The following is a 20,881-nucleotide window of genomic DNA, read 5'->3' as shown; positions in this document are numbered from 1 at the left end:
GAGAAGGTGGGCGGCGGCCGGGGCAGGAGGCGGCGGCTCGGCTCAGAACGGCCCGAGGCCCCCGGCGGCCAGGGTGCAGGCGGCCTCGCAGAGGCCGGAGCGGAGCACCCAGGGGTCGGTCGGCCGGGCCAGCGCACCGGGGCCGGACGGCGGCATCACCCAGCGCGGGTCGGTGGCGGGGAGCAGCCGGGCCCCCGGCGTACAGGAGGTGCCGGGCAGGTGCCACTGCCCGGCCACCCCTGCGGGGACGAGGAACGCGATGGCGGTGCCGCCGTCGCTCTGCAGGACCGTGCCGCAGGCGCGGCGCAGGCGCAGGATGTCCACCGTCTCCAGGCCGTGCCGGACCGCCACCGTGACGGTGTCGAAGCCGGCCGGGGAGGAGGGCAGGACGGGCGCGAGCGGCGCCGCCGCGAGCAGGGGGCGGACGGGCCTGGGGGTGACCGGGACGGTGATGTGACGGTACTGCGGAAGTCCGGCGGCCATGGGCCCTCCTGTCTCCTCGTCAACTCGGCGGCCCCGGCCGCTCGTCCGGGTGCGCCGGACGGCGTGGGGTCGGCCAGGGGCCGCCATGTATCAGGACAACGCGAAAGGGTGCCGAAAGGCCACGGGCTGACGTACAGCAACCCATGGCACTTCATGGCATTTCAGCGCAACTCTGTCCCTTTTATGGGTAATTGACCGTACATCAACCCACAACCGGACGTGTCCGGTCCGTGACAGTCGGTACTCTCTGCGCTGGATCGAGACCCCCGACTCGGAGCGCAGCACCATGGCAGCCACGAGACCACCCGTCCCCAACGCCGCCATGCGAGCGCTCCGGGGTGACCTCTCCCCCGGCGAGTTCGCGCTCGCGATCCGACGGGCCGCCCGGGAGATCGGCGAGCACGTCTCCTGCGACGCGCGCTACGTCGGCCGGGTGGAGTCCGGCGAGATCCGCTGTCCCAACTACGCGTACGAGCGGGTGTTCCGGCACATGTGGCCCGACCGCTCGCCGGCCGAGCTCGGGTTCACCCCGCGTACGGCGGTCCGCCGCCGCGCGGCCGACCCGCCGTCAGTCCCGGGTCCGAGGCTTCGTCCCGGCGGGCTGCCGCCGCTCGACGCCCCGTACCTTCCCGACGAGGAGCACGACGACTTGCGTCGCCGAACCTTCCTGACCGGCGGACCGGCCACCGTGGTGGCCCCCACCTCGCTGGCCGCCGCCCTCGGCCTGGACCGTCCCGCCATGGCCGCTCCCCGCTCCACCGCCCCCGGGCACACCGTGCCGCCGCCGCGCCGGGTCGGCTCCGCCGAGGTGCGCGGCGTCGAACAGGCCGTCCGCGACATCCGGTTGCTGGACGACGTGCACGGCGCCGACACCCTGTTCGAGCTGGCCGGGCAGTCCCTGCGCAGTGCCTACGTGCTGCTCAACGACGGCGACTACGGCGCCGCCACCGAGCGCCGACTCCAGTCCGGCGCCGGCGAGTTGGCCATCTCGGTGGGCTGGCTGGCACACGACTCGGACCGCACCGTGGAGGCCCGTTCCTTCTACGCCGAGGCGCTGGCCACCGCCCGGATGGCCAACGACCCGGCCCTGGAGGCGCACGTCTTCTGCAACAGCGCCTTCCTGGCCCGGGACACCGGCCGGGCCCGGGAGGCCCTGCGGGCCGCCCAGGCCGGGCAGTCCGCCGCCCGCCGGCTCGACTCCGCCCGGCTGCTCTCGCTGCTCGCCATGCGGGAGGCCGGGGCATGGGCACTGCTGCGCGACCGGGGGGCGTGCGAGCGGGCGCTCGGGCGGGCGTACACGCTCTTCGACCAGGGCGAGGCGGAGGCCGACCCGGAGTGGATGACCTTCTTCGGCGAGGCCGAGATCGCCGGGCTGGAGTCCCAGTGCTGGTCCGCCCTGGAGGTCTGGGACCGGGCCGGGGTGCTGGCCCGCCAGGCGGTGGACCTCCAGGAGCCGCACTTCGTCCGCAACCGGGTGCTCTACACCGCCGAGTTGGCCCACGACCGGCTCGGACTCGGGGACCTGGCCGGGGCCGCCGTGCTCGCCTCCGAGGCGACGGCGCTGCTGGGCGAGGTCCGTTCGGCCCGGATCCGGGCCATGCTCTCCGGGACGGCGCGGCAGCTGCGGGCGCACCGGGCCGTCCCGGAGGTGGCGGCCTTCCTGGCCGCGCACGAGGCCGCCTGAGCCCGGCGGCGGGGTCGGGTCCGGCTACTTGCCGAGGTGGGACTGGTCGTTCCAGAGTTCGACCGCCGGGGCCCCGTACTCCCAGGAGAGGACGGAGAGGGCGGCCGTTCCCAGCTTGAACCGCTGCGCGAACTCGGGCGGCAGGCCCAGCCAACGGGCCGTCAGGATGCGCAGCAGGTGCCCGTGGGCGAAGACCACCACGTCGTGGTCGGCGCAGTGCATGGTGGTGGTGTCCGGCTCCGGGGTGCCGTGCTCCTCGTGCAGGCCGGCCAGGAAGGCGTCCACCCGGGCCGCGACCTCGGAGAGCTCCTCGCCGCCGGGCACGCCGTCCCGCCAGATCAGCCAGCCGGGCTGGTCGGTGGCCCGGATGTCCGGACCGGTCCGGCCCTCGTACTGGCCGTAGTCCCACTCCAGCAACTCCTCGCGGTCCACCGCGCGGGCGCCGAGACCGGCCAGCTCACAGGTCTCCCGGGCCCGGGAGAGCGGGCTGGTGTACACGGTCGCCTCCGGCAGGCCGTGCCACGGCGCGCCGGCCAGCCGGACCCCGAGGGCACGGGCCATCTCGCGGCCCTCCTCGGTGAGCGGCACGTCGGTGCGGCCGGTGTGCTGGCCGGTGACGGACCAGGCGGTCTCACCGTGGCGGACGAGCACGATACGGGCGGGCATGAGCGGCTCCTCACAACTCGTTGGCAGTTCCTCCCCGGCCAAGACGGGCACCGGCCAGCCTCGCCATCGAGTCGCCGACACCCCCATGATCCCCCACCGCCGGAGCCGGCACGGCTGCCGGGCCCTCCACCACCCACTCAGGCCCGGCCCGGCTGGACCATCTTCCGGCCGGCCGTGCTGCCGCCGTCCACCGCGACGGAGGCTCCCGTCATGTAGGGGAAGTCGTCGGAGGCGAGCCCGAGCACGGCGCGCGCGATCTCCTCGGCCTCGGCCATCCGCTCCAGTCCGTCGATGTTGAGCGGACCGAACGCCCTCTTGTAGGCGGCCCACGCCTCGTCGGGGATGCCGGGCGGGCGGACGAAGGGGGTGTCGGTGGTGCCCGGCAGGAGCGCGTTGACCCGGATGCCCCGGGGGCCGTAGGCGAGCGCGGCGGCCTTCACGATGCCCTGCACGGCCCGTTTGCTCGCGGTGTACGCGGCGCTGGTCGGCCGGGCCTGTTCGGCCGCCGAGGAGGAGGTGCAGATGATGACGCCGCGCCCGGCCCCGAGCATGTACGGGACCTCGTACTTGACGGCGAGGAAGACGCCCCTGGCGTTGGTGGCCTGGACGTCCTCCCACTCCTCGACGCTCAGCTCGTGCGGTGCCTTGGCGCTGCCGATGCCCGCGTTGTTGAACGCCACGTCGATCCCGCCGTACCGGCTCGCGATCCGGTCCACGAACTCCTGCACCTGCCCGGCCTCCCGCACGTCGGCCCGCACGTACGTGGCCTCGCCGCCCGCGTCCCGGATCTCCCGCTCCACCTGGCGTCCCAACTCGGCCCGCCTGCCGCAGAATCCGACGTGGGCGCCGGCCGCCGCGAAGGCCCGGGCGGTGGCCCTGCCGATGCCCGAGGTACCGCCGGTGATGAGCACCGACCTGCCCTGGAACCGTCCTTCCCCGCCCCGCCGCCCCGCCGGAGCGGCGCTCGCCGTCCGGGCACCCGCGCCGAGCAGGGCGCCCGCCGCGCCGACGGCGGCCGCGCCACCGAGCAGGGCCCGCCGCCCCGGCCCGGCCGCCTTCGGGCCGCCCGTCGCGCTCTCGGTCCCGTTGTCGTTCCCGTTCGTGTTGCCGTTCGCGTTCGTCTCCATGGCGACCACGCTCGCAGTCCGCACCGGGCTTCCGGCTCGGCCGACGGGCCGGACCTCGCGGCCCGTGGGAGGAGGCTCCCTCCTCCCACGGCAGGACCCGGGGCGAGCGGACACCCGCCTATCGTGAGGCGCGTGAACCGATCAGGCATGGAGCTGGTGTTCGACCAACGGTTCGCCGCCCTGCGGACGGTGGCGCTGGTCGGCGTCCTGGTCGGTGACCTCCTCCTGGTGCACCGGCCCTCCGGTGTCCGGGACGTGGCCCTCGCGGCGGCCGGGACCGCCCTGTGCGCGATCGCGGCCAGGTGGACGTTCGGCGCGGTGCTGCTGCTGTCCGGCCTGCTCGTCGCCGCGCACGCGCTCGGCTCGGACATCGTCCCCGCGTTGAAGGTGCTCGCGGCCGTCACCGTCTTCGAGCTGGCCGTCCGGGAGCACGGCCGCCGTCCGGTGGCCGGCTCGGTGGTGCTGGCCCTGGCCGTCGCGGCGAACCGCCTCGCCGACCTCCCCGGCGAACTCCCCTCCGTGCTCTACAAGATGGGCATCGTGGCCGGGCTGCCGCTGCTCCTGGGCGCGTACCTGCGGACCACCCGCGACGCCGCCCGCGACGCCCGCGCGCACGCGGCCCGGGAGGCGGCCGGCGCCGGAGAGCGGGTGCTGGCCGCCCGCGCCGCCGAACGCACCACCATCGCACGCGAGTTGCACGACCTGGTGGCCCATCACGTCTCGTCGATGGTGCTGCGCGTCGGCATCGCCCGGCACGTCCTCCCCGCCGCCACCGTCGACCCGCGGGTGACCGAGGTCTTCGACGACCTGCACGCCAGCGGCAGCGAGGCACTCGCCGACCTGCGCCGCCTGGTGGCCGTGCTGCGCGATCCGGACGGCGTCGCGGGCCCCGGTGCGGCCTCCGCCCTGGTCACGCCCGGGGCACTGCCGGGCGCTCTGGAATCCGTCCTGGAGGGCGGCCGCCGCACCGGTCTGACGGTCACCGCCGTCGTGGACCCGGCCCTCGCGCACCTCGACGCGGTCCGCGGCCTCGCCGTGCTCCGCCTGGCCCAGGAGGGCCTCGCGAACACCGCCCGGCACGCCGGCAGCGGCACCCGGGCCGAGCTGACCGTCCGGATGGCCGAGGACGACACCGTGCACCTGACGCTCCGGGACGACGGGGCGGGTCGTCCCGGTCGGCCGGCCCCGCCACCGGCCCCGGCCCGAGGCACGTCCGGGCACGGGCTGGTCGGCATGCGCGAACGCGTCGACCTGCTCGGCGGCCGCCTGGAGGCGGGCCCGACCCCGCGGGGCTGGTCGCTCACCGCCGAACTGCCCGCCTCTCCCGCACCCGTACGACTCCCGGAGCAGACACTGTGATCCGCGTCCTGGTGGCCGACGACCAGCAGCTGGTCCGGATGGGCCTGCGCATGCTCTTCGAGCAGGCCCCCGACATCGAGGTCCTCGCCGAGGCGGAGAACGGCGCCGAGGCGGTGCGGCTGGCCGAACGCCTCCGTCCGGACGTCGTCCTGATGGACCTTCGGATGCCCGTCCTGGACGGCGTCACCGCCACCCGCCGGATCCTGGCGGCCCGCCCCGCCACCCGCGTCGTCGCGCTCACCACCTTCGACGACGACAACCACCTCTACCCGGCGCTCGCCGCCGGGGCCTGCGGCTTCCTGGTGAAGGACACCCCACCGGCCCAACTGGTCGACGCCGTGCGCCGGGCCGCGGACGGCGAGGCCCCGTTCAGCCGGGCCGCTCTCGACCGGTTGGTCGGCCACGCCGTCGACGCCCGGGCCGCCAAGGCTCCCGGTCCCGGCCCCGACGCCGGCTCCGACCGCCCGGCGGTGCCCGACATCACCCCGCGCGAGCGGGAGGTGCTCGGCCTGGTCGGCGGCGGGCTGTCCAACCGGGAGATCGCCGATCGCCTGCTCCTGGGCGTCACCACGGTCAAGACGCACGTCGCGAACCTGATGGCGAAGACCGGCCGGGACAACCGGATCCGCCTCGCCGTCCTCGCGGTCGCCACGGGCATCACCACCGACCAGGGGCCGCCGGCCGCGCCCGGGTCGCCCGGAGCATCCCGGGTCGGGCCGTCCTGACCCGAAGTGTCGGTGGTGGGTGCGAGACTGGGCCGCACCATGAACGTCTCGATCCAAGGGCAGGCGGAGCCGGTCGCGCGGCGGCTCCGCGAACTGCGCGGCCCGGCGCCGCAGCGCAGCCTCGACGCCCGGGCGCTGGCCGCCCTCGCGGCCAATCCGGGGTGCCGGCGGCGGGCGGTGCTCGATGCGGCCGGGGTGGACAAGCGCGCGGTGGCGGAGCGGTTGGGGCGGCCCGCGCCGTTCGGGCAGTCACCGTTCGCGATCACCCGGGGGAACGTCTTCGAGGCCCGTCTCAAGGACGACGGCTACGCCGCCCTGCTGGCCCCGCTCCGGGCCAGGCTCGGACTCCCGCCCGAGGGAAGCCCCCTGACGGTCCCCGACCTGCTGCCGCGCTCCGCCCCGGCCACCCGGGCGGACCGGACCCGCCAGGTGCTGGCCGAGGCGGCGGCCGACCTCGACGGCTGGACGCTGCTGGACCACCCGATGCTCCGCCTCACCGTGGCCGGCACCCCCGCCTACCTGGAGCCGGACGCGGTGCTGGTGCACGGCGGCCGCTGCACGGTGGTGGAGATCAAGTCCTTCCCGGTGATCGACGGCTCCGCCGATCCCGCCAAGGTCGGCGCGGCCGCCCGGCAGGCGGCGGTGTACGTGCTGGCGCTCCAGCAGGCCGCCGCCGAGCTGGCGGGCGTGACGGTGGACCAGTCCCCGTACGGGCAGCAGCAGTTGCCCGGCTCGCCCGAGCTGAGCGTGCTGCTGGTCTGCCCGAAGGACTTCTCCAACCGGCCGACCGCGAGCAGCGTGGACGTCCGCCGCGAGCTCTCGGTGACCAGGCGTCAGCTGGCCCGGCTGACCCGGATCGAGGAGCTGCTGGAGGCCCTGCCGTCCGGCACCAGTTTCGACCTGGCGCCGGACCAGGCGGGGGTGCCGACCAGGCCGGTGGCCGAGTTGGGCAGTGCGGTGGAGGCGGTGCCGGCCAGCTACGGCCCGGACTGCCTGGCCGCCTGCGAGTTGGGCTTCCTCTGCCGGTCACAGGCCCGCACCTCGGGTGCGGTGGAGCAGCTCGGCCGGGGCGTACGGGGCGAGTTGGGCACCCTACGGACGGTGGAGGAGGCGCTGGCCGCCGCCGAGAAGGGCAGCCCGGACGGCACCGACGAGGCGGCCGTGCGGCTGGCCCACGCCGCCGCACTCCGCTCCGAGGCACTGTGCGCGGCAGGCTCCGCGGGCGCTGCCGGTGCGGCCGGCACCGGCTCCGGCACCGGCAGCCGGGAGGCGTCCCGGTGAGCCTGCTGGACACGCTGGCCCGGCTGGAGGCCGTCCGCAGCGGGCACGCCGAGCCGCTCGCCACCGTCCGGCACCGGCACCTGTCGGAGCGTCCGATGGTGCTGGTGCCGCTGGCCGCCGCCGGCGAGGCGGGGGCCCCGCTGGCGGTGCTGCTGGGCACCGACCGGGAGCACCCCCGGCTGCTGCTGGTGCCGCAGCCGCTCAACCGGGACATGCGCTTCGACTTCCTGGCCGAGTTCGCCGCCGAGCTGCTGCCGTACCTGGAGTCCTACGCCGGCGAGGTGGAGCTGGTCGAGCGGTCCGAGAAGGATCCGGAGACCGGCGAGAAGACCCAGACCTTCCGTGAACTCTGCGCCGACGCGCCGCAGTTGATCGTTCCGAACGCGGGCGCGGTGCAGCACCTGGCGCTGATCGGCCGCTCCACCCGGTTCCGCCGGACGGCCTCCGACCCCGACCCGGGGCCGTACCCGGCGCCGACCCAGGTGCCGCTGCTGGGCCGCTGGCTGACGCACTTCACCGAGCGGGCCCAGGTGCCCGGCTCCTCCCTGCTGCTGTCGGTGACCCAGCTGCTGGCCCGGCACTGGGCGACCGGCCAGAGCCTGCTGGAGGACCAGCACCTCGGCGCCCGGCTGGCCTGGCACCGGCCGCCGGCCGGGACGTCCGGCGCCGAGCTGGCCGAGCGGGTGGAGACCGAGCGGGACGCCCGGGGCGTGCCGGTGCACCCGCCGGCCGGACCGGCCACCGATCCGGTCTTCGACGCCAAGGTGCTCGCCCCGGCGATCACCCGGCACGACCAGGCGCTCACCGCGCTGGCCCACCGGGGCGACCCCCAGGCGCAGTCGGCGGTGAAGCGCGCCGCCGAGGAGCTGCGCGCGGCGCTGCTCGGGGCCACCCTCCCCACCTGGCACGACGTCTGGCGCGGCCTGGACCTGCTGCGCGAGCTGCCGCCCGCCGCCCACCTGGCCGACCGCTGGGAGGGCGACCGCTGGTCCTTCACCAACCACCGGGACAGGCTGGCGGCCGGCGAGCCGCCGCAGCCGAAGCAGGACGACGCCGTGACCGCCGCGCGCAAGCTGGCCCAGCGCGAGCGCGAGCAGGCCAAGGTGGACGTGCAGGAGGCACTGGACGACCCGCTGGCGATGGCCGGGCACCGGCTCTCGGGCGAGGCGTTCAGCGGCGAGGTGGTGGAGGTGGTCCCGGAGTACGACACCACCGGCCGCTCCCCCAAGCCCCGCCCGCTGCTGGTGCTGCGCACCGCCGACCGCCCGCACGCCGACGCGGGCCGCGAGGTGCACCGGGCGAACGGGCCCTCGGCCCAGAAGGCGGAGATCGTGGCGGCGGCCGGGGGCACCGTCACCGTCCGGGTGCTGAACGGCATGGGCCGCAAGAAGGAGCCCGAGCCGGGCAGCCTGCCCGAGCCCGGCGAGCAGGTCACCTTCACGCTCTTCGAGCTGACCGCCCGTCAGTCCGCCCCGCTCCCCGAGCCGGAGGACACGCCGTGGACGCACGGCGGCCCGCCCGGCGGCAGCACCGATCCCTCGCCTACCGCAAGCGAAGAGTGGGAATGACCACCGGCATGACCATCGACCCTCCGGCCCCGGAGGCCCCCGCGGCTCCTGAGGCCCCCGAGGTGGCGAACCCGGGCGCCGCCGCCGACTCCGCCGTGGCCGCGATCCTGGCCGCCACCGTCAGCCCCGCCCCCGGGGGACCGCGGGGCGTGGTGGTCGACTCCCCGCCCGGCGCGGGGAAGTCGACGCTCGTGGTGCGGGCCGCCAAGGAGCTGGTCGCCGGCGGCGAGCGCCTGATGATCGTGGCCCAGACGAACGGTCAGGTGGACGACCTGGTCGGCCGGTTGGCCGAGAAGGGCCCGGAGCTGACGATCGGCCGGCTGCACGCGAGCGACGCCAAGCCGGGCCCGGAGCTGGCCGCGCTGGCGAACGTGACGGCCTCCTCCAAGGTGGCGGAGCTGCTGGAGCAGGACGTGGTGATCTCCACCGCCGCCAAGTGGCAGTGGGTGAAGGCCGAGCAGCCCTGGCGGCACGCGATCGTGGACGAGGCGTACCAGATGCGCTCGGACGCGCTGCTGGCCGTCGCCGGACTGTTCGAACGGGCGCTGTTCGTCGGTGACCCGGGCCAGCTGGACCCGTTCACGGTGGTCGGCACCGACCAGTGGGCCGGCCTGTCGTACGACCCGTCGAGCAGTGCGGTGGTCACCCTGCTGGCGCACAACCCGGCGATCCGCCCGCACCGGCTGCCGGTCTCCTGGCGGCTGCCGTACTCGGCGGCTCCGCTGATCTCGCAGGCGTTCTACCCGTACACCCCGTTCCGCTCGGGCACCGGCCCGGACGACCGGCGGCTGACCGCCGCCACCGCCGGGGACGGCTCGGCACTGGACGCGGCCGTGGACGAGGCGGCCGAGCACGGCTGGGCGCTGCTGGAGCTGCCCGCCCGGCACACCGTGCGGACCGACCCGCAGGCGGTGCAGGCCACCGCCGCGGTGGTGCAGCGCCTGCTGGCCAGGGGCCTGACGGCGCACTCGGAGCAGGGTTCGGCCCCGCTCACCCCCGACCGGATCGCGGTCGGCACCGCGCACCGGGACCAGGCGGCGGCGGTGCGGGCCGCCCTGGTGAAGCTCGGCGTGCCGGTGGACCACACGGCCGGCCCGGCCGTCACCGTGGACACCGCCAACCGGCTGCAGGGCCGGGAGTACGACGTCACGGTGGTGCTGCACCCGCTCTCCGGCCGCCCGGACGCCACCGCCTTCCACCTGGAGACGGGCCGGCTCTGCGTGCTCGCCTCGCGGCACCGGCACGCCTGCATCGTGGTGGCCCGGGCCGGCATCCCGGAGCTGCTGGACGAGCACCCGTCCACCGAGCCGGTGCAGCTGGGCGTCACGATGAAGTTCCCGGACGGCTGGGAGGCCAACCACGCGGTGCTGGCCCTGCTGGGCGAGCACCGGGTCCGGCTGCGCTGAGCACGGCGGACGCGGCACGGACACCGGCGGAGGCAGCACCGAGGGGGCGCACGGGAGGGGAATAGCGACCGCACGCGCACCGTTCCGTTACCGGCCGTCCCCGCGCGACAATGGGACGGCAGCCACCCACCACACCCCGGAGGTGTCCCACCATGCCCGACGCCGGTGCTTCCCGCCCCGACGCTGCCGACCTCGTCGCACCGGACGCCCCGTCAGCCGTGCCCGCGCCCGCCCGTCGGCTGCGCCCGGCCCAGCTGCTCTTCGAGCCGCAGGCCGACGAGCCCGAGGCGGAACGGTTCTTCGACCTGGAGTCCATCGCCGACCCGGCCGAACTGCTGCGCCGCTCCACGGAGTTGACGCTGGCCTTCCGGGCCGCCGCCGAGCGGGCCGCCGACTTCCAGGCCATCGCCGCGGCCCAGCTGGCGGACACCCGCCGCTTCGACGCGCTCTCCCCCGCCGAGATCGCGGACCGGGCCGACTGGACCCCGGACTACGCGGCCAAGATGGTCGAGTACGGCGGTTCGCTGCTCCGCCGCCGGGCCGCCGGCGAGCACTGAGCCGCGCGGGGCAGGCGGGGGCGCAGCCGGGCGACAGGCCATTGGCATATGCGGCCGGGAAGGGTACGCCCCCACCCCACCCGCTGTCCGGCGAACGCCGCTTTCCCTGCGTGCGGCGCCCGCCCCGCGCCACCCTGCTGTGCGTGGACATCTGGACGTATCAATCCGTGGAGTACGTCACGGCCGCCGGCGAGGCCTGGCTGGCCACGGCGAGCGAGTACCCGCGCAGCATGCGTGCCCTGTGGGAGTCCCGCCCCTGGGCCCCGACGGTGCTGCCCTGCGGCCGCGCCTTCGACGTGATCAGCATGCCGGCCCTGTTCGGGCGGGCCGTGCTGGACGAACTCTGGGCCTCCGGGCCGGGCTGCGGCCCGGTGGCCTCGTACCGGGGCCGGACCCTGCTGTTCGTGCAGCCGGGCGCCGCGGCCCGGCTGCGCACCCTGCTGGCCTGGGAGGAGTGGGCCCGCGAGGTGCCGCCGCTGCTCTGCCACGGCCTGGGGGACGCGGTGACGGTGCCGCCGATCCAGCGGATGCTGGACGCCCCGGCCTCGCCCGGGCAGGGGTCGGGCCGGTGGATCGTGGCGCCGGACTCCCGGGAGCCGTGGCTGCCGGGGGCGGCCACCGTGCTCTGGGCCTGCGTCCGGGCGTCGCGGGGGTGAATTGGATTTTGGTTCCGCCCGAACACGCTGCTAAAGTCTTCCACGTCAGCAGGCGCCGCTAGCTCAGTTGGTTAGAGCAGCTGACTCTTAATCAGCGGGTCCGGGGTTCGAGTCCCTGGCGGCGCACAGACAGCAGAAGGCCTCCACCATCAGGTGGGGGCCTTCTTGCGTTGGCGATCCGGGGTGCGCCGGATGGTGATGCCGGGGGCGCGGGGAACTGCGCGAACCGGAAGGCGGCTCACCTGCGACTGACCCACCGTCGGCCAGTTGCAGGTGCTGCCTTTCCAGCCCGCGCAGTTCCTCGCGCCCCTGAGGTCAGCGGCCGCGCAGGGTGCGGTACTTGGTGACCAGGGCGGCGGTGGAGCTGTCCAGCTGGTCGGTGCCCTCGCCGGTCAGCAGGACGGGCTCGATCTTCTTGGCGAGCACCTTGCCGAGCTCGACGCCCCACTGGTCGAAGGAGTCGATGTTCCACACCGCGCCCTGGACGAACACCTTGTGCTCGTACAGCGCGACCAGCTGGCCGAGCACCGAGGGAGTCAGCTCGCCGGCCAGCAGGGTGGTGGTGGGGTGGTTGCCCCGGAAGGTCTTGTGCGGCACCAGCTCGGCGGGGACGCCCTCCGCGGCGACCTCCTCCGGGGTCTTGCCGAAGGCCAGCGCCTGGGTCTGGGCGAAGAAGTTGGCCATCAGCAGGTCGTGCTGGGCGGCCGTCGCGCCGCTCAGCTCGGCGACCGGGCGGGCGAAGCCGATGAAGTCGGCCGGGATCACCTTGGTGCCCTGGTGCAGCAGCTGGTAGTAGGCGTGCTGGCCGTTGGTGCCGGGGGTGCCCCAGACCACCGGGCCGGTCTGCCAGTCCACCGGGTTGCCCTCGCGGTCCACCGACTTGCCGTTGGACTCCATGTCGAGCTGCTGGAGGTAGGCGGTGAAGCGGGAGAGGTAGTGCGAGTAGGGCAGCACCGCGTGCGCCTGGGCGTCGAAGAACGCGCCGTACCAGACGCCCAGCAGGCCGAGCAGCAGCGGGACGTTCTCGGCCGCGGGCGCGGTGCGGAAGTGCTCGTCGACCAGGTGGAAGCCGTCCAGCATCTGCCGGAAGTTCTCCGGGCCGATGGCGATCATCAGCGAGAGGCCGATGGCCGAGTCGTAGGAGTAGCGGCCGCCGACCCAGTCCCAGAACTCGAACATGTTCTCCACGTCGATGCCGAAGTCGGCGACGCCGGCGGCGTTGGTGGAGAGCGCCACGAAGTGCTTGGCCACGGCCTCCTGGCCGGCGCCGAGCTGCTCCAGCAGCCAGCCGCGGGCGGAGGTGGCGTTGGTGACGGTCTCGATCGTGGTGAAGGTCTTGGAGGCCACGATGAAGAGGGTCTCGGCGGCGTCCAGGTCGCGGACCGCCTCGTGCAGGTCGGCGCCGTCCACGTTGGAGACGAAACGGACCGTCAGGTCGCGCTGGGTGAACGGGCGGAGCACCTCGTACGCCATCGCCGGGCCGAGGTCGGAGCCGCCGATGCCGACGTTGACCACGTTCCTGATCCGCTTGCCGGTGTGGCCGGTCCACTCGCCGGAGCGGACCTTGTCGGAGAAGGCGGCCATCTTGTCGAGCACCGCGTGCACGGCCGGGACCACGTTCTCGCCGTCGACCAGGACCTCCGCGCCGCGCGGGGCCCGCAGCGCGGTGTGCAGGACGGCCCGGTCCTCGGTGGTGTTGATCTTCTCGCCGCGGAACATCGCGTCGCGCAGCTCGGCCACGCCGGTGGCCCCGGCCAGCTCCCGCAGCAGTTCCAGGGTCCGGTCGTTCACCAGCTGCTTCGAGTAGTCCACCAGCAGGTCGCCGACGGCCAGGGCGTAGCCCGAGCCGCGCTCCGGGTCGGCGGCGAACAGCTCGCGCAGGTGCGTCTGACCGAACTCCTCCCGGTGCTTGGCCAGCGCCGTCCACTGCGGCAGCCGGTCCAGGGGGGTGCGGTTCTGCGCCGTCATCGCTTTGCTCCTTGAGTATCCGGATTTCGGTTACCGGCAGGTCCCTGCGAGAGAGGGTGGCGCGAGGTCCGGCGGTAGCTCTGTGGTGCGCCGACTCCGTTGACGGCCTGCCCGGGTCAGCCTACTTCGCGCGACGGTCCGTCAGGTGACGCGCCACTGGCCACCGGGCGTACTCCGCCACCTCCTCCCGTGCACCTACTTCCGCCGGGAGCGCAGGTCCAGACGGCGCATCACCTGGTCGGCGATCTCCGGATCGCCGCCCGGCTCGCCGCGGGCGACCAGGACCTCGCGGCGGGAGGCGGCGATCATCTCCTGTTCGAGGTCGGCGGCGGAGCGCAGCTGCTCCCAGCGCTCGCGGGCCTCGACCGCCTCCTCCTCGGCGTAGCGCTCGGGGCAGAGCCGGGCCAGCCGGTCGTGCTGGCGCTCCCTGAGGACCTCGACCACCTCGGGCTGGAGGTCGCGCTCCTCCTCCAGCTCCCCGAGCCGGACCAGGCCGGCCTTGGCGGCCCGCCACCACATGTGCTTGACCGCCTCCTCGTGCTCGTCGGTGCCACCGCCGAGGCCGAGCACCTTGACCACCAGAGGGAGCGTCAGGCCCTGGACCAGCAGGGTGAAGAGGACCACCGCGAAGGCGCAGATGACGATCTCGTTGCGCCCGGGGAAGTCGCGCGGGATGGCGAGCGCGAGGGCCACGGTGGCCACCCCGCGCATCCCGGACCACCAGAGCACCACCGTCTCGCCGACGCTGACCGGGGTGTCCTCGTCGGCGTTGCTGACCCGCTTGGAGATCCAGGCGGCGGGCAGCAGCCAGGCCAGCCGGACCAGCACCACGGCGGCGATCACCCAGGCGGCGTCGCCGAGCATGCCGCGCCAGGCGCCGCCGACCTCGTCCAGCAGCGGGGCCAGCTCCAGGCCGATCAGGCCGAAGGCCACACCGGTGACCAGGATCTCGACGATCTGCCAGAAGGCGTTGCCGACCAGCCGGTACGCCACGTCGTCGGCGTCCTGGGCGCGGTCGGCCAGGTAGAGGGCGCAGACCACCACGGAGAGCACGCCGGAGCCGTGCAGCTCCTCGGCCAGCACGTACGCGGCGAACGGCACCAGCAGGTTGAGCGCGACCTGCTGGGTGGGGTCGTCGAGCATTCCGGCCAGCCTGGCGTTGAGCCAGCCGAGGCCCGCGCCGACCACCACCGCGACCACGGCCGAGAGCACGAACCGCAGGGCGATCCCCTCCGCGGACAGGTGCCCCTCGGTGACCGCCTCGATCGCCAGCGAGTAGATGACGATGGCGGTGACGTCGTTGAACAGGCCCTCGCTCTCCAGCACCGCGACCAGCCGCCGGGGCAGTCCGACGCTGCCGGCCACCGCGACCGCGGCCACCGGGTCGGGCGGGGAGACCAGCGCGCCGAGCGCGATGGCGGCGGCCACCGGGAGGGCGGGCAGCAGCCAGTGGAAGGTGCCGGCGACCACCGTGGTGGTGACCACCACCAGGCCGACCGCGAGCAGCAGGATGGAGCGGGCGTTGGCCTTGAAGTACCGGACCGAGGAGCGCCGGGCGACGGCGAAGATCAGCGGCGGCAGCACCAGCGGGAGGATCAGCTCGGGGTTGACCTCGATGTCCGGGACCTGCGGCACCAGGGCGAGCACCAGGCCGATGGCGGTCATCAGCACCGGCTGCGGCACCCGGGTGATCCGGGCGACCGGGATGGTCACCACCGAGGCGAGCAGCACCAGGAAGAGCAGGCTGAGCTGTCCCACGGGGGTCGGCGTCCTCTCGGTGGGCGACGGGTCGCCGATCAGCATAAATCTGACAGTGCGACAGACGCGCGCGCCGCGCGCGCCGGTCGGGCCTTGACTTCAAGCGCGCTTCATCTTCGAGAGTGGTGACGATCCGTCCGACCGAAGGGGAGACAGGCAGATGCTGGCGACGCTGTTCCGGGAGCCCGGTGGGCCCGAGGTGCTGGAAGTGACCGAGCTGCCGGAGCCGGAGCCCGGGCCGGGCGAGGTGCTGGTGCGGGTGATGGCCGCCGGCATCCAGCCGGCCGACACCGCGATCCGCTCCGGCTGGGCGCCGCGCGGCGTGACGGTGGAGTACCCGGCCACGCCGGGCAACGAGTTCGCGGGGGTGGTCGTCTCCCTCGGCGAGGGCGTCTCGGGCTGGGCACCCGGCGACGAGGTGCTGGGCTTCCGGCTGCTGGGCGCCCACGCCCGTTACGTGGCGGCGCCGGCCGACCAGCTGGTGGCCAAGCCCGCCGGGATGGGCTGGGCCGAGGCCGGATCGCTCTCCGCCTCCGGCCAGACCGCGCACGTGGCGCTGTCCGGGCTCGGGGTCTCGGCGGGTGACACCGTCCTGGTCCACGCCGCGGCCGGCGGGGTCGGCACGGTCGCCGTCCAGCTGGCCCGGGCCTGGGGCGCCACGGTGATCGGCACCGCGAGCGAGGCCAACCACGACTACCTCCGCTCCCTCGGCGCGACCCCTGTCACCTACGGCGAGGGCCTGGCCGACCGGGTCCGCGCGCTCGCCCCCGACGGGGTGGACGCGGCCTTCGACGCAGCCGGGCGCGGCGCCCTGGAGCCCTCCCTCGAACTGGTCGCCGACCGCTCCCGGATCGGCACCATCGCCGACCCGGCCGCCGAGGGCCTCGGCATCCGCTGGCTCTACGGCCCCCGCTCCGCCGCCCGCCTCGCCGAGCTCACCGCCCTCTGGGAGCAGGGCCGCCTGCGCCTCACCGTCTCCGCCTCCTTCCCCCTCTCCCGCGCGGCCGAGGCCCACCGCCTGGTGGAGGCCGGCCACGTCCGCGGCAAGGCCGTGATCCTCCCCTGGGAGGAGTGAATTTCCGATCCGGGCTGCTGACCGGGTAATGTTCTCTTCGTCAGCAGGCGCCGCTAGCTCAGTTGGTTAGAGCAGCTGACTCTTAATCAGCGGGTCCGGGGTTCGAGTCCCTGGCGGCGCACAGACAGCCGGAAGGCCCCTCACTCAAGTGAGGGGCCTTCGGTCGTTCTACGGCCAGTAGCTGTCGAAGTTCTTGGAGAACTCGCGGGTGCCGTTGTACTGGTCCCAGTTGATGGACCAGGTCATCAGGCCGCGCAGGTCGGGCTGGGCGCCGCTGCGGGGGACGTAGGTGCCGCAGTTGGTGGCCTTGGTGAGGCAGTCGAGGGCCTTGTTGACCTCGGCCGGGGAGACGTAGCCGTTGCCGGCGTAGGTGGTGGCGGGCATGCCGATGGCGACCTGGGAGGGGGCCAGCGGCGGGAAGACGTTGTTGGTGTTGCCGGCCACCGGGAAGCCCTTGAGCAGCATGTCGGTCATCGCGACGTGGAAGTCGGCGCCGCCCATCGAGTGGTACTGGTTGTCCAGGCCCATGATCGAGCCCGAGTTGTAGTCCTGGACGTGCAGCAGGGTGAGGTCGTTCCGCATCGCGTGGATGACGGGGAGGTAGGCGCCGGCGCGCGGGTCCTGACCGCCCCAGGGGCCGGAGCCGTAGTACTGGTAGCCGAGCTGGACGAAGAAGGTCTCCGGGGCCATGGTCAGCACGAAGTCCTTGCCGTACTTGGCCTTGAGGGTCTTCAGCGCGGAGATCAGGTTCACCACGACCGGGGTGGTCGGGTTCTTGAAGTCGTTGTCGCCGGTGGCCAGCGAGAGCGAGTGGCCCTCGAAGTCGATGTCGAGGCCGTTCAGGCCCCACCTGTCGATGATGGCCGAGACCGAGTTGACGAAGGCGTCGCGGGCGGCGGTGGTGGTGAGCTGGACCTGGCCGTTCTGGCCGCCGATCGAGATCAGCACCTTCTTGCCCTTGGCCTGCTTGGCGGCGATGGCCGCCTTGAAGTCGGCGTCCGACTCGACCGACGGGCACTCGGTGACCGGGCAGCGGTTGAACCGGATGTCGCCGGAGGTCACCGAGGTGGGCTCGCCGAAGGAGAGGTTGATGACGTCCCAGGAGTCCGGGATGTCGGCGACCTTGGTGTAGCCGGCGCCGTTGGCGAAGCTGGCGTGCAGGTAGCCGACCAGGGCGTGCTTGGGCAGGCCGCCGGGCGGCGGGGCGGTCGGCGAGGAGGAGGTGGACGGGGAGGGGGAGGGCGAGGTGCTGGTGGAGGGGGACGGCGACGGCGAGGCCGAGGTGCTGGTGGACGGCGAGGGCGAGACGGAGACGGAGGGGCTCGGGCTCGGGGCGCCGGGACCGTCCAGCGAGAGGTCGTCCGCGTAGTAGGTGCCCTGGCCGTACCAGCCGTGGGTGTAGACGGTGGCGCTGGTCTGGCTCGCGCCGGTGGTGAAGCTCACCGAGAGCTTCTGGTAGGCGCCGCCGGTGCCCGGGGTCCAGGTGGAGGCGGTGCTGCCGCCCTCCACGCCGAGGTAGACGTAGGAGCCCTTGACCCAGCCGGAGAGCTGGTACGTGGTGTTCGGTGCGACCTGGACGGTCTGCACGCACTTGGCGATGTCGCCGGCCGAGGCAGCGCCGGCCAGGGCCGAACTGCCGGTCCGGGCCTGGTTGCTGACGCTGCCGAGACCGCCCGAGCAGCTCCAGGGCGAGAGGCTGCCGGACTCGAAGCCGCCGTTCGCCAGGAACTCGCCCGCGCTCGCGGACGGCGCCAGGGAGAAGGTGAGGGCGACGGCACCGGCCGCCGCGGTGGCCCAGGCGGTCGCTCCGGCGACCAGCCTTCTGGTTGTACGGGGAGTGCGCATGTGGGGGACGCTCCTGCCTCGTTCTGTGGGGGTGTCCAACTCGGTGCAGGGGAGCCAAAATTGGACTGGACCACTGAAGCGTCTCGGCCACCCGGGTGTCAATGGTCCGGACCAGCTGCTGGACGTACGTGGTCACACCGGGGGCGCGAGGAACTGCGCGGGTCCGGAAGCGGCTCACCTGCAACTGAGGGCACGTCAGCCAGTTGCACGTGCTGCCGTCCCCCTGCGCGCAGTTCCTCGCGCCCCCGGTGCAACCACTGCGCCCACCGGTTGCGGGCCTGCGGGGGCGCACGTTGCATGGAGGGCGTGACCGTCCCTGGCTACCTCCGGTTCCCGCACCTGCGCGGCGGGCTGCTCACGTTCACCGCCGAGGACGACGTCTGGGCCGCCCCGCTCGCCGCGGACGGCGGGGTCGGCCGGGCCTGGCGGGTCAGCTGCGACCGGACCAGGGTGAGCAACCCGCGGCTCTCGCCGGACGGCGGGACCGTCGCCTGGACCAGCTGGCTGACCCTCACTCCCGAGGTGTGGAGCGCCCCTTCGGCCGGCGGCGAGCCGGCCGTCCGGCTGACGCACTGGGCCAGTCAGGACACCCGGCTGCGCGGGTGGCTGCCGGACGGCGAACTGCTCGCGGTGACCTCGTACCACGAGCCCTTCGCGCACTACACCTGGGCGTGGGCGCTCCCGCCGGACGGCTCCCCCGGGCGCCGGATGCCCTGGGGTCCGGTCGGCGACGCGCAGCAGGACGGCGAGCACACCGTGCTGCTGACGGCCACCGCCCCGCACGAGCCGGCGGCGTGGAAGCGGTACCGGGGCGGCGCCACCGGGCGGCTCTGGCTGGGGAACCGTCAGCTGCTGCCCGAGCTCCCGGGCCACCTGGCCTCCCCGATGCCGATGGGCGACCGGATCGCCTTCCTCTCCGACCACGAGGGCGTGGGAAACCTCTACTCCTGCCGCACCGACGGCACCGACCTGCGCCGGCACACCGACCACTCCTGCTACTACGCCCGCGAGGCGGCCACCGACGGGACCAGGATCGTCTACCAGCACGCCGGTGACCTCTGGCTGTTGGAGGGCCTGGAGGCGCCGCACCCGCGCCGGCTGGAGGTGCCGCTCGGCGGTTCGCGGACCGGCCGCCGTCCCTACCAGGTGCCGACGGCGGGTCAGGTCAAGGACCTGGCCTGCGACGCCACCGGGCGGGCCGGCGTGCTCACGGTCCGGGGCAGCCTGTACTGGCTGGCGCACCGGGACGGCCCGGCCCGGGTGCTGGCCGACACCCCCGGCGTGCGGGCCCGGCTGCCGGTGGTGCTCGGTGCGGAGGGGCGGATCGCCTGGATCACCGACGCGGAGGGCGCCGACGCGGTGGAGATCGCCCCCGCACCGGGCCGGGGCGGCGCGGAGGGCCCGAACCGGCGGCTGGCGGCGGGGCGGCTGGGCCGGGTGGTGGAGCTGACCGGTTCGCCGGACGGCCGCACCCTGGCGGTGGTCGCCACCGACGGGCGGCTGCTGCTGGTCTCGGTGGCGGACGGCACCGTCACCGAGGTGGCCGCCTCGCGGCACGGCCCGGTGGGCACGCCCGCGTTCTCCCCCGACTCGCAGTGGCTGGCCTGGGCGCAGCCGGTGGCGGGCCGCTCGCTGCGCTCGATCCAGCTGGCCAGGGTGGCGGACCCCTCGCACACGGTGGACGTGACCGGCGGGCGGTTCGAGGACGAGCACCCGGTCTTCACCCGGGACGGCCGCTTCCTGGTCTTCCTCTCCTGGCGCGGCTTCGACCCGGTGCACGACGTGCACACCGGGGACCTCTCCTTCCCGCTGGGCTGCCGCCCGTACCTGGTGCCGCTGGCGGCGGACACCCCGTCACCCTTCGCCGCCCCGGCCGAGGGCCGCCCGCCGGTGGGGCTGGACCCGGAGCAGAGCAGCGGGGACGGCACGGTGACGGTGGACCGGGAGGGCCTGTCCACCCGGCTGGTGCCGTTCCCGGTGACGGCCTCCAAGTACTCGGCCACCGCCTCGGCCCGGGGCGGGGTGCTCTGGCTGCGCTGGCCGATCGCGGGGGCGCTGGGGCAGACCTTCGCCAATCCGGCCGACACCTCGGGCCGCCCGGTGCTGGAGTACTTCGACCTGGCGCACGGCACCCGGACCACGGTGGCCGAGCAGGTCGAGGGGTACTCGGTCGCCGGGGACGGCCGGTCGGTGCTGGTGTTCTCCAACGCCACCCTGCGGCTGCTCCAACTCCCCTCCGGCAGCCAGCCCTTGACGGTCGACCTGCGCCGGATCACGCACACCGTGCACCCGGCCGAGGAGTGGCGTCAGTCCTTCCGGGAGGCGGCCCGGATCGTGCCGGACCAGTTCTGGGACGAGGGCATGTGCGGGCTCGACTGGCCCGGACTGGTCGAGCAGTACGCCCCGTTGGTGGAACGGGTGGCCTCCCCCGACGACTTCGCCGATCTGCTCAGGGAGCTGCTCGGCGAGCTCGGCACCTCGCACGCCTACGTCACCGCCGCCCGCCGCAGCGAGGGCGCCACCCTCGCCCAGCAGCCGATGGGCCTGCTCGGCGCGGACATCCGCCGGGCCGCGGACGGCCGCTGGCTGGTGCACCGGATCCTGCCCGGCGAGTCCTCCGACCCGCGCGCCCGGGCCCGGGTGCACCTGGCGGAGGCGGCGGGAGTGTTCCGGGAGCTCGGCGCGGCACCACTGCTGGCGCGGGCCTGCGGAGAACAGGACCT

16 protein-coding genes and 2 tRNA genes are annotated in these 20,881 nt (G+C 74.4%); 12 read left to right on the top strand and 6 right to left on the bottom strand.

The window, feature by feature from the left end:
• Positions 1-42 precede the first annotated feature (42 nt).
• The gene (locus ACWEPF_RS29285) at positions 43-483 is read right to left on the bottom strand and encodes a hypothetical protein (RefSeq protein ID WP_345285804.1); all 441 of its coding nucleotides are present in this window, start codon (positions 481-483) and stop codon (positions 43-45) included.
• Between the two features lie 286 nt (positions 484-769).
• Here ACWEPF_RS29285 and ACWEPF_RS29280 point away from each other — a divergent pair, with 286 nt between their 5' ends.
• Positions 770-2,167 carry a tetratricopeptide repeat protein gene (locus tag ACWEPF_RS29280; protein WP_345285802.1) on the top strand — a complete coding sequence of 466 codons (1,398 nt, stop codon included), beginning with the start codon at positions 770-772 and terminating at the stop codon, positions 2,165-2,167.
• A gap of 24 nt (positions 2,168-2,191) precedes the next feature.
• Here the strand turns inward: ACWEPF_RS29280 and ACWEPF_RS29275 are convergent, their stop codons facing one another.
• The gene (locus tag ACWEPF_RS29275; RefSeq protein ID WP_452174903.1) at positions 2,192-2,833 is read right to left on the bottom strand and encodes a histidine phosphatase family protein; all 642 of its coding nucleotides are present in this window, start codon (positions 2,831-2,833) and stop codon (positions 2,192-2,194) included.
• Between the two features lie 137 nt (positions 2,834-2,970).
• Positions 2,971-3,960 carry an SDR family NAD(P)-dependent oxidoreductase gene (locus ACWEPF_RS29270; protein WP_452174902.1) on the bottom strand — a complete coding sequence of 330 codons (990 nt, stop codon included), beginning with the start codon at positions 3,958-3,960 and terminating at the stop codon, positions 2,971-2,973.
• Positions 3,961-4,092: 132 nt separating this feature from the next.
• On the opposite strand from ACWEPF_RS29270, the gene ACWEPF_RS29265 reads away from it, so the two are divergent.
• The 8 genes from ACWEPF_RS29265 to ACWEPF_RS29230 all read left to right on the top strand — a co-directional run bounded on the left by ACWEPF_RS29265 (position 4,093) and on the right by ACWEPF_RS29230 (position 11,638).
• Positions 4,093-5,319, top strand: coding sequence for a sensor histidine kinase (locus ACWEPF_RS29265; protein WP_452174901.1), 1,227 nt, complete (start codon positions 4,093-4,095; stop codon positions 5,317-5,319).
• Entirely contained in the window at positions 5,316-6,044 is a 729-nt protein-coding gene (locus tag ACWEPF_RS29260; RefSeq protein ID WP_452174900.1) for a response regulator, read from the top strand. Before ACWEPF_RS29265 ends, ACWEPF_RS29260 begins: the two co-directional genes overlap by 4 nt.
• A 39-nt stretch (positions 6,045-6,083) precedes the next feature.
• Complete coding sequence (locus tag ACWEPF_RS29255) at positions 6,084-7,325, top strand: hypothetical protein (protein ID WP_452174899.1); 1,242 nt, start codon at positions 6,084-6,086, stop codon at positions 7,323-7,325.
• Positions 7,322-8,893, top strand: a complete 1,572-nt coding sequence (locus ACWEPF_RS29250) for a hypothetical protein (protein ID WP_452174898.1) — start codon at positions 7,322-7,324, stop codon at positions 8,891-8,893. Before ACWEPF_RS29255 ends, ACWEPF_RS29250 begins: the two co-directional genes overlap by 4 nt.
• Before the next feature lie 8 nt (positions 8,894-8,901).
• The gene (locus tag ACWEPF_RS29245; RefSeq protein WP_345285824.1) at positions 8,902-10,299 is read left to right on the top strand and encodes an AAA domain-containing protein; all 1,398 of its coding nucleotides are present in this window, start codon (positions 8,902-8,904) and stop codon (positions 10,297-10,299) included.
• Positions 10,300-10,451: 152 nt separating this feature from the next.
• Positions 10,452-10,856, top strand: coding sequence for a hypothetical protein (locus tag ACWEPF_RS29240; RefSeq protein WP_452174897.1), 405 nt, complete (start codon positions 10,452-10,454; stop codon positions 10,854-10,856).
• 143 nt (positions 10,857-10,999) lie between these two features.
• Positions 11,000-11,512, top strand: a complete 513-nt coding sequence (locus ACWEPF_RS29235; RefSeq protein ID WP_345285786.1) for a bifunctional DNA primase/polymerase — start codon at positions 11,000-11,002, stop codon at positions 11,510-11,512.
• A 52-nt stretch (positions 11,513-11,564) separates the two neighbouring features.
• A tRNA-Lys gene (locus ACWEPF_RS29230) sits at positions 11,565-11,638 on the top strand.
• A 189-nt stretch (positions 11,639-11,827) separates the two neighbouring features.
• Here the strand turns inward: ACWEPF_RS29230 and pgi are convergent.
• Both pgi and ACWEPF_RS29220 read right to left on the bottom strand, forming a co-directional pair.
• A complete protein-coding gene (gene pgi / locus ACWEPF_RS29225) occupies positions 11,828-13,480 on the bottom strand; it encodes a glucose-6-phosphate isomerase (RefSeq protein ID WP_452174896.1) in 1,653 nt (550 codons plus the stop codon).
• Between the two features lie 195 nt (positions 13,481-13,675).
• Entirely contained in the window at positions 13,676-15,283 is a 1,608-nt protein-coding gene (locus ACWEPF_RS29220) for a Na+/H+ antiporter (RefSeq protein ID WP_452174895.1), read from the bottom strand.
• Between the two features lie 115 nt (positions 15,284-15,398).
• Between ACWEPF_RS29220 and ACWEPF_RS29215 the strand changes: the two genes are divergently transcribed.
• Positions 15,399-16,313, top strand: coding sequence for an NADP-dependent oxidoreductase (locus tag ACWEPF_RS29215; RefSeq protein WP_452174894.1), 915 nt, complete (start codon positions 15,399-15,401; stop codon positions 16,311-16,313).
• Positions 16,314-16,360: 47 nt separating this feature from the next.
• Positions 16,361-16,434: transfer RNA gene (locus tag ACWEPF_RS29210), tRNA-Lys, on the top strand.
• 47 nt (positions 16,435-16,481) lie between these two features.
• Here the strand turns inward: ACWEPF_RS29210 and ACWEPF_RS29205 are convergent.
• Positions 16,482-18,158, bottom strand: a complete 1,677-nt coding sequence (locus tag ACWEPF_RS29205) for a chitinase (RefSeq protein ID WP_452174893.1) — start codon at positions 18,156-18,158, stop codon at positions 16,482-16,484.
• 297 nt (positions 18,159-18,455) lie between these two features.
• Between ACWEPF_RS29205 and ACWEPF_RS29200 the strand changes: the two genes are divergently transcribed.
• Positions 18,456-20,881 (top strand): S41 family peptidase (locus ACWEPF_RS29200; RefSeq protein WP_452174892.1); only part of this gene is annotated, 2,426 nt, incomplete at its 3' end.

Source organism: Kitasatospora sp. NPDC004289, assembly GCF_053602875.1.
The sequence above is the reverse complement of the archived record's forward strand: the minus strand, read 5'-3'. Positions and strand labels throughout refer to the sequence as shown.